The sequence below is a fragment of the Microbacterium azadirachtae genome (genome assembly GCF_000956545.1).
Taxonomy (GTDB): domain Bacteria; phylum Actinomycetota; class Actinomycetes; order Actinomycetales; family Microbacteriaceae; genus Microbacterium; species Microbacterium azadirachtae.
The window spans coordinates 47,254-59,850 of the sequence record NZ_JYIT01000063.1; the positions used below are offsets into that span (position 1 = coordinate 47,254).

The following is a 12,597-nucleotide window of genomic DNA, read 5'->3' on the forward strand; positions in this document are numbered from 1 at the left end:
CCAGCGCCATCGCGTCCTCTTCAGCACCGATCTCTCACACCGCGATCGTGAGCGACCTGGGCACTCAGGACCCGGCACCGCGTGCTCAACCTGCCCCCCCTGCACCAACGACGCCGACATGGGCACAACAGAGCCCCCGATCTGCGGCTGCTGCCTCGCAGACTGCCCCGACGTCCACCCGCCAGCTACCTAACGAACATGCCGCTCAGGAATACGCACCCACACCACTAGGACTCTGACGACTCGCACGCTTCGTAGGTTGTGTACATGTGGTGACTGGTGCGCCTATCCCCGATTAGCGTGCGTGATCGCGGTTTTGGGAGCGTGGCTGTTCATCGCCGGGGCGGCGTGGCCATGTTTGGTGCTTCGGTCACCTCGCTCGAGAATGTCTGCTGGTCAGGGGGTCTCTGAACCGCCCTGGGTTTCGTTCCGGTCCTTTGTCGAGAGGATGGGACTATGCCTAGGAAGTATCCGCAGTCGTTCAAGGATCGTGCGGTTTGGATGGTGTCGGACAGACTCGAGTCCGATGAGGACGGTCTGAGTAGTTATCAGGTCATCAAGGTCACCGCCCCGAAGCTGAATATCTCTGTCGAGTCGTTGCGGCGTTGGGTCGAGCAGGCCAGCGTCGATAGCGGAAACGAAGCTGGGTATCACGACGGATGCGCAGGCGGAGATCCGTCGGTTGAGACGGGAGAACGCGGAGCTGCGGCGCGCGAACGAGATCCTCAAGACCGCGTCGGCGCTTTTCGCCGCGGAGCTCGACCGGCCCACGCCGAGATGATCGCGTATGTCGACATGTATCGCGACCAGTTCGGGGTCGAGCTCATCTGCCGCACACCCGCTGCGACAGGGGGGGGTTTCTCACATCCCGCGGCTACCGGGCCACGAGGACCCGCCCGGTCAGCGACCGGCAGCTGCGCGATGCGGTCCTGCTCCCGGTGATCGAGCGGATCCACGCGGAGAACTACGGGGTCTACGGGGCCCGGAAGATCTGGCAGGCGATGCGACGAGAAGGATGGGACATCGGCCACGACCAGGCGGCCCGGCTGATGCGGGCAGCCGGGTTGGAAGGCGTGATCCGGGGCGCAAGCCCCGCACCACAACACCCGCCCGCACACCGGACGATCGTCCTGATCTCGTCGAACGGCGCTTCCGGGCGGACCGCCCGAACCGGCTCTGGGTCGCGGACATCACCTACGTTCGCACCATGGCCGGGTTCTGTTACACGGCGTTCGTGACGGACGTGTTCGAGCGCAAGATCGTCGACTGGGCCACCCGGGCAACGATGCGCACCTAGGACCTCCCGCTCGAAGCCCTCGAACATGTGCCCGTCAGCGCGAAGGACCACGCCCTCGACGGGCTCGTCCATCACTCCGACCGCGGCAGTCAAGGTGGATTCAACTGGTCGTCGCAACAACCCGATCTCGGAGGTGGGTATGGGAAGGCCCGCAGGGTGCCTTGGCGTTGATCTGTCGAGCCTCCGGCCGGGCGTGCAGTAGCCGCTGCCGCCGGATCGGGCGTGACCTGATAGGAGCCTGGAGCAGTCTCGACAACGCGTCCCCATGACAGTCCTGTCCACCCGCCGGCGACAGCGTGACACCACGCTAACCGGTGAAGGAGAGAGCACACATGACCGATATCGAGACCGTCAGTTCTGGGCACGTCGTGATCGGTGTCGACAACCACAAACACGTCCACGTCGCGGCGGTGATGGACTCGATCGGCGGGATCCTCGCGACCCTGACGATCACGACCGACACCGCCGGGTTTCGCCAGTTGCTGGAGTGGGCGACGGGCTTCGGGAAGATCATCGCGTTCGGGATCGAAGGCACCGGCTCCTACGGGGCCGCGCTTACCTCGTTCGTCCGTCGTCACGGCCACAAGGTCATCGAGGTCTCACGTCCCGACCGACGGCTGCGACGACTGAACGGGAAGTCCGACACGCTCGACGCGGAGAACGCCGCCGGATCGGTGCTCGTTCACGCCACTGAGGATCTCCGCCGCGAGACGGCGAAGAAGACGCAGAAGATGGTCGTGAGGAACTGCGCCGCGCTCCGTCCTAGAGGGCTGACGACACCCGGGGACGCGAACCGTCACGTACTCCGGTCGATCGCGAAACGATGGATCGCTCTGAACGACTAGATCAAGGACCTCGAGGCGCAGATCGAGCAGCTCGTGCTCCAACGCGCCCGCACCTGCTCGATGAGTTCGGCATCGGCGTCGACACCGCCGCGGAGATCCTCATCGTCGCCGGAGACAACCCCGAACGCATCAGAAGCGAAGCCGCGTTCGCGAAACTTGCCGGGATCAGCCCCGTCCCGACCGGTTCAGGGATGACCAGCGGCAAGCACCGGATCAATCACAATGGCCACCGTCAGCTGAACGCTGCGATCTACCGGACTGTGATCGTCCGGATGAGGTTCCACGAGCCGACCATCGCCTACGTTGCCCGACCGACCGCCGAGGGCAAGAGTAAGCGAGACATCATCCGTTGCTTGAAACGCTACGTGATCCGGGAGGTCTACCACCTCGTTAAGACCGACCCCAGAACCGGCGAAATCATGAGTTGACAACTATAGGTGCATCAACGCTCTCGCCGAAACCGTGAACGGCCTCTATGAGGCCGAACTCAACCACGCACGGCCTGCCTGGCCCTCCGTCACCGAGGTCGAGTTCCAGACCATGAACTGGGTGAACCGGTGGAATAGCACCCGCCTCCACGAAGCCCTCGACTACGCCACCCCGGCCGAGGCCGAAGCCGCCTACTATCAATCAAGAAGCGCCACCCCGGCGCTCACATGGCGACCGGCACAGAACCCAGGGCGGTTCAGCCGCACGACCTTGGCCAGTCGGTTCGCGCTCTTTTTGGAACTGTTTCGGCGGGATGGGGCAATACGAGTTGTGATTAGCGATAGCGACATCGTCTTGGCTTCCCAACGCGTGCCTGGCAGGTTCTCGGAGATTTTCGAGAGGCATGCCCCGCGTGTGGAGGCGTTCATCATCTCGAGAGTTGGGACAACAGCGAAAGACGACATCCTGAGCGAGACGTTCCTCGCCGCGTTCCGGTACCGGGACAAGTTCGATCTCGCGGCCGAATCCGCGCTGCCGTGGCTTATGGGGATCGCGACCCGGATGATTCGACGCCACCGCTCGGACGAGGCCAAACACTGGCGTTCCCTGACCGCGTCCGCCGGGCTGGCAGCGGAGATCGCCCCGGACGACCTCGCGGCCGCGGCGATCCGGGTGGACGCGCAGGCAGCGGTGCGGGAACTCGCACCACGGATCTCGGCACTACGGGACCGGGACCGGGACCTGCTCCTGCTCTACGCCTGGGGGGATCTGACTTACGAGCAGATCGCGGAAGCCCTGGCCATCCCGATCGGCACCGTACGCTCCCGACTCAGCAGGATCCGCGCCAATCTCTCAGCGCCACCGATCTTCGGTGCCGCTGCGCTTCCCTCATCCGACATCAAAGGAGAACCCGCATGGACACTCTGACCCAGGTGCGTGAACTGCGCCAGACCGGCCCCAGTGACCTCGGCGCCGCCCGAGCAGCACTCGACACAGCCATCAACAGCAGCCCCCGCCGAAACACCCGGCCCCGCACCCGGGGACTTCTGATCGGCGCGGCGACCCTCGCTGTCGGTGGCATCGTCACCGCGTCCACGATCGGGTTGCTCGGCGGGCCAGGGAGCCCGGCAGGACCTGCCTCCGCCAGTGCGCAGGAGATCCTCGCCAACGCCGCAACCCTCCAGATCAGCAATTACGACTTCCCCCTCAACGCCGGCCAGTTCCTGCACACCACCGTCACCACCCAACGCCTCGTCTACCTCAACCCGCAGGATCCCGCAGACCCGTTCACAGCCATGGTCGACGGCGCGACGGGCGCGGTCATCACGGAAGACACCCGCAACGTGTACAAGCCGGCATCGGGTGACGAATACACGATCCAGGACATCGGTTTCCACGGCACCACCTCGTACGGAGACCTCACCGCCGTGCAGACGGGCTGGAAGAACTACTACGAAGCGAACGGGGTCCCGGCCATCGGCGCCGCCCCCGACGCGACCGCGTACCGCTCCGCCGACTGGATGGTCACCCAGGCCAGCGGAACCGACTTGAACGCCCTCGACAAGAATCGCCCGGGAGCGGACACGCTGCGCACCCAGCTCGGCCAGCCCACCATCGAAGACCAGTGGCGTTCCCTCGCCGACCCTCGGGTCATCTACGGCACCGGCGAATACCGGGCAACGCTCCTGAACGCGCTCTCCCAAACAGATGGCGTCACCGTCGACCACAACGACAACGGCATCGCCAACCTCACTTACACAGGGACCTGGGCTACATATAAGGTCACCATCGACACCGCCAAGGGCCTGATCCAGAAGGTGCAGATCACCGACGCGAAGCTCGCCACCACCGACACCACTGGCAAGAGCACGACCGTATCCCAGACGCGTCCGTCGTTCGTACCCGCGGACACCGCGGACCTCACCGTCACCATCACCCAAGATGTCGTCGACGCCGCGCCGCCGGCAGAAACCGCCACGAACTAGGCCTCCGTCTCGAGAGAAAGAGGGGTGGGACCTGCATCATGCAGGTCCCACCCCTCTTCATTCTGGCGCAACGATGCCAACCACTTCTTGGAACGCTGTCCTGTAAGCGCTGACCGATCTGGTCCCGGACGGAAGGTCCCCCGCGCAATGGGTCAGCGAATTGCCCTGCACGCGCCAGCCGGGCAATCGATAATCCTGCTTGGACGAACCCGCAGCCGCAGCCGTGTATGTCTGCGCACTACAAAGACTTGGAGAGCTGCTCTCGGCGCGTCATCGTAGTCGTCCTCCTGCGCCTCTCAGCGCAGTCGCACACGATCCCTGACGAAGGTGTCGAGGCGTTCCTGCTTAGTGCGAGCGAGGTGCGCTACGACAGCAACACCTGCTCTCGTTGCGTTGCGTTCGTGGAGCGCGGAGAGGATCTCCGCGTGTTCGTTGCCGGTCTCGGCTCGATCGTCGCGATGGCGTGTCTCTCGGTCGAAGATGCGAAGACGTGCGACGAGTGCGGCCAGCATGGATTGCAACGTCACGTTCTGCGAGGCGTCCCACAACACCTCGTGGAAACGGGAGTGAAGGGCCCGCGACAACGCGGGATCCCCTGCTGCGTCGATGGACTGCTGATGGAGCTGTGTGAGCTCCGCGAGGTGCAACTCTGTACGGAGGGATGCGGCCGATTCGGCTGCGGCTCGCTCCAACGCGATGCGGACGTCGTAGATCTCGATAACGTCTTCGGGGCTTCCTGACCGGATACGAAAGCCACGCATCGCTCGCACGATGAGGCCCTCCTGCTCGAGCCGGTTCAGAGCCTCGCGTACCGGGGTGCGGGAAACTCCGTAGAGCTCGGCGATCATCGTCTCGACCAAGTGATCGTCGGCAGCGAATCGTCCGGCGACAAGGTCGGCCCGCAGTCGCGCATGCAACGGTACGCGTTCAGGCACATCCACCTCCTTGTATACATTCGCGAACATCATGCATACATAAAATACACACAACGTCACATCTGTGCACCTTTTGGCGGGCGTCGCCGGATACTTGAGCATCCGATTCCGCTTAACTCATCGAGGCGCATCATGACTGATTTCCAGACCATCCACCGCACCGAGGCCTGGGCATCGCGCGCGTTGCAGTGGCGAGTCATTGACATCGTCGTCGCAAGCGTTATCGGCGTTGCGTCCGGTCTCGTGTTCGTATTGTGGAACATCGCCTCCAACCCGATCAGCGCACCGCTGAGCGCTCTCCTCCCTGGCGTTCAAGGGCTGGTCGGCGGAGGCTGGCTGTTCGCAGGAGTGCTCACCGCACTCATCATTCGCAAGCCGGGTGCTGCGCTTTACGGGGAGTTGCTCGCTGCCAGCGTGTCCGCCCTCATCGGAAACCAGTGGGGAGCGCTGACGCTGGAGTCTGGCATCGTGCAGGGGCTTGGCGCCGAGCTTGTCTTCGCAATCTTCCTCTACAAGCGGTGGGGCCTTCCGATCGCAATTTTGGCTGGTGCGGCGTCAGGTCTTGCGCTCGCGATCAACGATCTGATCCTCTGGTACCCGGGCTCTGGCACCATGTTCACCGTGATCTACACGGTCTCCGCTGTCGTCTCCGGCGCTGTCGTCGCGGGCGTGCTCGCCTGGTTCGTGGTCAAAGCGATCGCGAAGACCGGAGCGCTCAACCGTTTCGCAGTTGGCCGTCACGTCCGCCGATGAGTCTCGCGACTTCCCCTCGCACTGGTACCACGATCAGAGCGGACGGATGGGGATGGCGGCACGCCGGCCGCGACGAGTGGGCCGTCACGTCCCTCGACCTGCATATCCGTGAAGGCGAGCGTGTGCTGCTGCTGGGCGCGTCCGGCGCTGGCAAGTCGACGCTCCTCCACGGTATCGCCGGTATCCTCGGCGGACAGGAGGACGGAGATGAGCGGGGCACACTGCTGGTGGATGGTGCCCCGCCGTCACGACGTCGCGATCGTATCGGCCTGGTTCTGCAGGACCCCGACTCGCAGGTCATCCTCTCCCGTGTGGGCGACGATGTCGCATTCGGCATGGAGAATCTCCGGGTGCCTCGCCAAAGCATCTGGCAGCGAGTGCGCGTTGCCCTGAAACGTGTCGGGCTCACAGTCCCCATGGACCACAACACGAGCAGGCTCTCGGGCGGACAGAAGCAGCGACTCGCTCTCGCAGGGGTGATCGCGATGGAGCCTGGACTCATCCTTCTCGACGAGCCGACAGCCAACCTCGACCCCGCGGGCGTGCACGAAGTGCGCGACGCCGTCGTCGCCGTCGCGGATCGGACCGGAGCGACTCTGGTTGTCATCGAGCACCGAACCGAGATCTGGCTTCCGGTTGTCGACCGAGCCGTGGTCCTCGGACACGACGGCATCATCGCCGACGGACCCGCAGCCGCCACCGTTGAACAGGAGCAAGAGATGCTCCTCACGGCGGGCGTATGGGTACCCGGAGCCCCACTGCCACACCTTGAGCGTACTCGGAGCACCGACGAGCGGGTTGTGATCACTGCCTCTCAGCTCGCGGTCGGCCACACCTCGGAAACGCACCGGCGGCGGCGCCTCGAGTTCGAGGTTCGCCGTGGCCGCACTACCGTCGTGACCGGCCCCAACGGCGCCGGCAAATCCACGTTGGCGTTGACTCTTGGCGGGCTGATCCCCGCCGCCGCGGGACGACTTGAGGCGACGACGGAGTTCGCACCCGACCCGCGACGACTCGACCCGTCCGCATGGAGATCCAAGGAACTCCTCACGCGCATCGGCAGCGTCTTTCAGGATCCCGAACATCAGTTCCTAGCCGCGACCGTGCGCGACGAACTTGCGATCGGCCCGCGCGCCCTGAAGTTCGATGACGACCGGATCGCCACTCTCACGGAAGACCTGCTCCACAGGCTCCGTCTGAACCATTTGGCAGACGCGAACCCGTACACGCTCTCTGGTGGTGAGAAACGTCGGCTATCGGTAGCGACCGTCCTCGCCACTCAACCCGACGTCATCGTGCTCGACGAACCCACCTTCGGTCAGGACCGGCGAACTTGGGAGGAGCTTGTCCAGCTCATCGCCGATGTCGTGGACGCTGGCACCGCGGTGGTCGCCGTCACACACGACGAGGAATTCGCGCAACTCCTCGCGGATGACTGGATCGAGTTGCCCGCGTGGGAGACCGAAGAGGAAGCAGTGACCCGATGACTGCCCCGCGCGTCGATGTCTCTCGCGCCAACCCTGTCGCCCGCCTAATCGCGGCGCTGCTGATTGGGGTCATGCTGATCTTCAGTATCGACTGGGTGTCGGCATTGACGGCACTCGTACTCGAAACTGTCCTCCTGCTCTTCAGCGGCATCCCTATCGGCAAGGTTCTACGCCGGAGTCTCCCCGTCGTGATCGCAGGCCTTCTCACAGCCCTGACAATTCTGCTTTACGGGCAACCGAGCGGAACCGTGCACGCCCAGTTCCTGCTCGTGACCATCAGTGACGGCTCCATCGTCCTCGCAACGGCCACGCTCCTTCGGGTACTGGCCATCGGGCTGCCGTCCATCCTGTTGTTCCTCGACATCGATCCCACCGACCTCGCGGACGGACTTGCACAGATCCTGCGGCTGCCAGCCCGATTCGTGCTCGGCGCATTGGCAGGGTTCCGCCTCATCGGGCTGCTCCAGCAAGACTGGCGCTACCTCGGCTATGCCCGGCGCGCTCGCGGCGTCGCCGACCACGGTCGGATCCGCCGGAGTGCGGGCCAAGCCTTCGCGCTGCTCGTGTTCGCCGTGCGGAGAGGAGCAAAACTCGCCACCGCGATGGAAGCACGAGGATTCGGGGCCTACCCCACCCGAACCTGGGCCCGCGAGTCGACGCTGTCAAAATCGGATTTCTCCATAATCGCAATCGGCGCAGCCATCGGCGCGACCTCGATCACTGTCGCCGTCCTCGCCGGAACCTGGAGCTTCATCGGTGCACGTTGATCACCTTCCCGCGAGGGGAACCTGGCAGACGCTGCTGATCGACGGGCGCTCAGGGGCCGGCAAGTCCACCCTCGCCAACGCGGTCGCCGCGACCGTACACGGCTGCATGGTCGTGCACCTGGACGACATCTACCCCGGCTGGGACGGACTGGAATGGGCCCACCAACACATCATCACGTCACTGCTGGAACCCCGCAGCCGCAGCACACGCGGGACGTGGCGCCAATGGGACTGGGCATCCAACGCGCCCTCCGGTTGGCGGACTGTGCCCGCCAGCGCACCGCTCATCGTCGAAGGCGTCGGCTCGCTCAGCCTCCGAACCCGGAACCTCGCCGACCTCGGCATCTGGGTCGAAACACCCGACACCGATCGCAAGCACCGCGCCCTCGCGCGTGACGGTGACACATACGTCCCCCACTGGGAACGCTGGGCAGCCCACGAAAAGAGCTTCCAAATGCTGCACCACCCCCAGGAAGCGGCCGACCTCATCGCCCGCACCGTCGGCGGAGGTTTCCACATCTCACCCGCAGGAGCAACCACATGACAACCCGACTCAGCCTCGCACTCGAGTACTTCCACCCCTGGCCCAATGCGGCCGGCTTCTACGTCGCCCGCGAGCACGGCTGGTATCACGACCTCGGCATCGAACTCGAGATCCGCACCGTCGACCCGGGGCTGGGCGACACCCTCGAGCATGTACACACCGGGCGCGCCGATCTCGGTGTCTTCCCCACCAACCGGCTCCTCGTCCGACGCGAACGCGGCGAACCTATTCAGGCGATCGCCGCGGTAAACCAGCGCGGACTGGAGACAATACGCACACTCGAGAGCTCCGGCATCCGCTCGCTCGCCGACCTCGCCGGGCGGCGCCTTGCCCTCAACCCCACGCCCCGAGGCCTCGCGATCGTGCGGGATCTCATAACGCGGGCCGGAGCCGACCCCGACCAAGTCGAACTCATCGACGTCGGCGCACGCGAGCTGACCGCCGACGACCTTGAGGCAGGCCTCGCCGACGCAACGTTCGGGTCCTACTGGTCATGGGACATCCTTCTCAGCGAACGAGCCGACCGGCCCGAACGGGTCTGGCGCGTAGACGAAGAACTCGGGATCCAGTACCACAGCTACCTACTCGGCGGCCTCTCAAACAGCCTCGACACGGGCCTCGTCAAACGCTTCCTTCAGGCGACCGAGGCAGGTTTCGCCCACGCTGCCCACCATCAGGATGCCGCGACTGCACTATTCGCCAGGGTCACACCGTACTTCCCCCACCAGATCATCCGCCGTTCCATGCAATTGGTCGCCCCCACTTGGTTCCACGACGGCCAGTGGGGAACCATCCGTGCCGAGGCAATGGCCCCATACGCACACTGGCTCGCCTCGAAGAAGATCCTTGCCCGCCCGACCGAATGGCCTAGCGCGATCGCCGCCACCCTTGCTGCCGATTCTCCGGAAACCGCGGCATGACCATATCAGTCACCGCCGCCACCCTTGTCACCGAACTCGCAGGACAGAACCCGCCGTTCGTCTTCGACGCCACACTCGTCCTGCACAAACCCCGACACGACGGCGACTTCAATGCCACCAGCGGTGTCGACCGATGGGCCAACGAACACATACCAGGCTCACGGCACGTCGCGATCGATACCGACTTCTCAGTCCCCCACCCCACGCAGCACGATCATCACCCAGAGCCTCAGCAAGTAGCAGACCGCCTCGCGTCCTTCGGAGTCCGCTCGACCGACCGCGTCGTCACCTACGACACCGTCGGTGGCCTTTGGGCTGCCCGCCTGTGGTACCTCCTAGACACGATCGGCGTCAACGTTCGCGTCCTCGACGGCGGCCTTCACGCATGGCACGAAAGTGGCGGCAACACCGTCGCATCACGCTCCGCCCCCTCCGCACCTCCAGCCACGCCTTGGCAAGCGCAAGCGGTGCGCCCCGCCTGGATCGAACTGGACGAGATCCTGACCCGCACCCATCCGAACAACCTCGTGTGCGCCCTGAGCCGAGAGTCATTCGCAGGCACCGAACCAACCCGCTACAGCCGGCGCGGACACATCCCCGGCACCACGAACGTCCCCGCCCGAGAACTCTTCACCGCCACCGGGCGCCTAAGGCCCGCCGACGAGATCAGAAAGGCCTTCCGCGACGCGGGCGTGAACCTCAACACCGAAATCCTGCTCTACTGCGGCGGCGGCATCTCCGCGACCGCAAGCGCCCTCGCCCTCCGCCACGCCGGCATCACACACCTTCGCGTGTACGACGGATCACTCGAAGAATGGAGCGCCACCCCTTCCCTACCCCTCAGCAGGTTGGCAGCCACTAGCCACCCACGAAGCACGGGTCTGCTGCACGGATAGGTGACACCTGATCTGTGGTGACGTGAGGTGCTGCTGGGAGGATGTCATCGTGCCTATGCCCTATCCCCATGAGTTCCGTGGCGACGTAGTGCACATCGCTGCGAACCGCGACCCTGGTGTTCCGTTGCGTCAGATCGCCGCGGGCTTCGGGATCAGCGAGACCTGCCTGCAGAACTGGGTTCGCCAGGCCGCCGTCGAGACTAGTGGGAAGCCCGACGTGACCAAGGCAGAGGCCGAGGAGACTCGTGAGTTGCGCAAGCGGGTCCGGCTGCTGGAGCAGGAGAACGAGGTGCGCCGCCGCGCGGCGTCGTTCTTCGTGCAGGCGCATCTGCCGGGAAATGTTCTACCCGCTCGCGACAGAGCTCGCCGTTGACGGCATCCCAGTCGCGGCGGCGTGCCGGTACTCAAACTCGCCTGCCAACCCTATTGCCGTTGGCTGTTTAGCCCGATTACTCATGCGGAGATCGTAGAAGCGTATCGCGCGAACGCGCTGTTCGATCTCACCGTGACGACCCGGAGTTCGGGCACCGACTGTTGGTCGATGAGGCCCGTGATGCCGGTGAGACAATGGCGGATCGGACGGCGTGCAAGACCGTGTCGGCCACGGCCGACGGTTGGCGTTCGGCAACTGGAAGGGCAAGAAGGCAGGCCCGCCCGTCCATGGCGACCTCGGGCAACGCGAGTTCGTCGCCGACGCCCCGAACCGGCTCTGGCTAACCGACATCACCGAGTACAAGACGGCTGAAGGCAAGCTCTACCTCTGCGCGATCAAGTACGTGTTCAGCAACAATATCGTCGGCTACTCGATCGGCTCACGAATGAAGTCCCGTCTGGTCGTCAATGCCATCAACACAAGGCTCCGCAAGACCTCGGCTGGAAGACACCCGCCGAGGCCTTCAACGAGCATCGACTATTGCTCCAACAAACCGGTGTTGCATCGATTGGTTGAACCTGGTCAATTCCGCAACCGGAAGGCCATATGGACGCCGGCTCGTCACTGCTAGATTGGATCAAGGGCTGGGTCAGCGCGGCCTGTGACAACGACGCGATGGAGAGCTTCTTCTCGTTACCGCAGAAGAACGTCCTGAACCGGCACTCCTGGGCCACTCGCGCGGAGTCGGGATCGCGACCTGGATCGAACGCATTTGCCACCGGCGGCGCCGACAGGCCAGCCTGGGCCGTTTGATGCCGGTCGAGTGCGAGATCATCTTGAACCAAACCCTGGCCCTCGCGGCCTAACCAAAACGGTCACCTATCCGTGCAGCAGACCCTCTGCGAGGCGCCGTTCGTCTTCAGCGGTTCAGCTCTCGGGGTCGTTGAGCCGCTCTTCGACGGTCGTCGCGGTCGCCTCTGCGCCGGTGGAGGTCATGATGATTGTGTAGTGGTTGACGTCTGGGATGACCTGGGGCACCAGTTGAGGGACCTCACGCGTCCAGCGACTCACGGTGTCCGTCGCGAAGAGCGGCATGTCGTCGGAGAGTCCCCGTGGCGCCAGCAGCAGGGCGGTCCGCGCGGGCAGAGACAGGAGCGCGGTCGCGTACCCGTCCCGGCCGTCGAGCTCTTGCGCATCGGCCGCGACGGCGGCCGGATTTACCGAGCTGGTCCGTGAGGTGCCCTCTCCGACGAGGTCGTAGCCGACGTAGGCGTCGATCGCGGCGTTCCAGTAGGGTCCGAATGCGGGGTGGCGCTTCCAGTACGCCCGGTAGGCCTCCTCGTGGGGGAAGGTCATCGAGAGTCGA

The 12,597-nt window shown here is 64.7% G+C and carries 13 protein-coding genes and 4 pseudogenes; 15 read left to right on the top strand and 2 right to left on the bottom strand.

The genetic code is table 11. From position 1 onward, the window contains the following. Positions 1–914: 914 nt before the first annotated feature. From RL72_RS20620 to RL72_RS04890, 7 genes and pseudogenes are all read left to right on the top strand, one after another. Positions 915–1,073: pseudogene (locus tag RL72_RS20620) on the top strand (IS3 family transposase); the annotation flags it as partial. Beyond that, positions 1,016–1,297 (top strand): DDE-type integrase/transposase/recombinase, encoded by a 282-nt coding sequence (locus RL72_RS20030; protein ID WP_338061346.1) that lies wholly within the window; start codon positions 1,016–1,018, stop codon positions 1,295–1,297. The pseudogene RL72_RS20620 and the gene RL72_RS20030, both read left to right, overlap by 58 nt. A gap of 332 nt (positions 1,298–1,629) precedes the next feature. Further along, positions 1,630–2,142 (top strand): IS110 family transposase, encoded by a 513-nt coding sequence (locus RL72_RS20355; protein WP_052674192.1) that lies wholly within the window; start codon positions 1,630–1,632, stop codon positions 2,140–2,142. Further along, positions 2,121–2,570, top strand: coding sequence for a transposase (locus RL72_RS20360; RefSeq protein WP_248700376.1), 450 nt, complete (start codon positions 2,121–2,123; stop codon positions 2,568–2,570). The genes RL72_RS20355 and RL72_RS20360 overlap by 22 nt, the downstream gene beginning before the upstream one ends. Positions 2,571–2,586: 16 nt before the next feature. Then, a pseudogene (locus tag RL72_RS20365) lies at positions 2,587–2,769 on the top strand (integrase core domain-containing protein); the annotation flags it as partial. A gap of 96 nt (positions 2,770–2,865) precedes the next feature. Then, positions 2,866–3,498 carry an RNA polymerase sigma factor gene (locus RL72_RS20370; protein WP_346218186.1) on the top strand — a complete coding sequence of 211 codons (633 nt, stop codon included), beginning with the start codon at positions 2,866–2,868 and terminating at the stop codon, positions 3,496–3,498. After that, a complete protein-coding gene (locus tag RL72_RS04890) occupies positions 3,486–4,556 on the top strand; it encodes a hypothetical protein (protein WP_045249692.1) in 1,071 nt (356 codons plus the stop codon). Before RL72_RS20370 ends, RL72_RS04890 begins: the two co-directional genes overlap by 13 nt. A 296-nt stretch (positions 4,557–4,852) precedes the next feature. Here RL72_RS04890 and RL72_RS04895 read toward each other — a convergent pair whose 3' ends face one another. Further along, positions 4,853–5,524 carry a GntR family transcriptional regulator gene (locus RL72_RS04895; RefSeq protein WP_045249693.1) on the bottom strand — a complete coding sequence of 224 codons (672 nt, stop codon included), beginning with the start codon at positions 5,522–5,524 and terminating at the stop codon, positions 4,853–4,855. A 99-nt stretch (positions 5,525–5,623) separates the two neighbouring features. Between RL72_RS04895 and RL72_RS04900 the strand changes: the two genes are divergently transcribed. From RL72_RS04900 to RL72_RS20375, 8 genes and pseudogenes are all read left to right on the top strand, one after another. Beyond that, complete coding sequence (locus RL72_RS04900) at positions 5,624–6,244, top strand: ECF transporter S component (RefSeq protein ID WP_045249694.1); 621 nt, start codon at positions 5,624–5,626, stop codon at positions 6,242–6,244. After that, positions 6,241–7,731, top strand: a complete 1,491-nt coding sequence (locus tag RL72_RS04905; protein WP_045249695.1) for an ABC transporter ATP-binding protein — start codon at positions 6,241–6,243, stop codon at positions 7,729–7,731. The genes RL72_RS04900 and RL72_RS04905 overlap by 4 nt, the downstream gene beginning before the upstream one ends. Continuing rightward, positions 7,728–8,498: an energy-coupling factor transporter transmembrane component T family protein gene (locus RL72_RS04910; RefSeq protein WP_045249696.1), complete on the top strand. Its 771-nt coding sequence runs from the start codon at positions 7,728–7,730 to the stop codon at positions 8,496–8,498. Before RL72_RS04905 ends, RL72_RS04910 begins: the two co-directional genes overlap by 4 nt. Next, positions 8,488–9,042, top strand: coding sequence for a nucleoside/nucleotide kinase family protein (locus RL72_RS04915; RefSeq protein WP_045249697.1), 555 nt, complete (start codon positions 8,488–8,490; stop codon positions 9,040–9,042). Before RL72_RS04910 ends, RL72_RS04915 begins: the two co-directional genes overlap by 11 nt. Then, complete coding sequence (locus tag RL72_RS04920; protein ID WP_045249698.1) at positions 9,039–9,962, top strand: ABC transporter substrate-binding protein; 924 nt, start codon at positions 9,039–9,041, stop codon at positions 9,960–9,962. The genes RL72_RS04915 and RL72_RS04920 overlap by 4 nt, the downstream gene beginning before the upstream one ends. Continuing rightward, positions 9,959–10,858, top strand: coding sequence for a sulfurtransferase (locus tag RL72_RS19405; RefSeq protein ID WP_082072082.1), 900 nt, complete (start codon positions 9,959–9,961; stop codon positions 10,856–10,858). Before RL72_RS04920 ends, RL72_RS19405 begins: the two co-directional genes overlap by 4 nt. A 55-nt stretch (positions 10,859–10,913) precedes the next feature. Then, entirely contained in the window at positions 10,914–11,231 is a 318-nt protein-coding gene (locus RL72_RS04925; RefSeq protein WP_248700380.1) for a transposase, read from the top strand. A gap of 211 nt (positions 11,232–11,442) precedes the next feature. After that, positions 11,443–11,667: pseudogene (locus RL72_RS20375) on the top strand (IS3 family transposase); the annotation flags it as partial. A 491-nt stretch (positions 11,668–12,158) separates the two neighbouring features. Here RL72_RS20375 and RL72_RS04930 read toward each other — a convergent pair. Next, a pseudogene (locus tag RL72_RS04930) lies at positions 12,159–12,597 on the bottom strand (alpha/beta hydrolase); the annotation flags it as partial.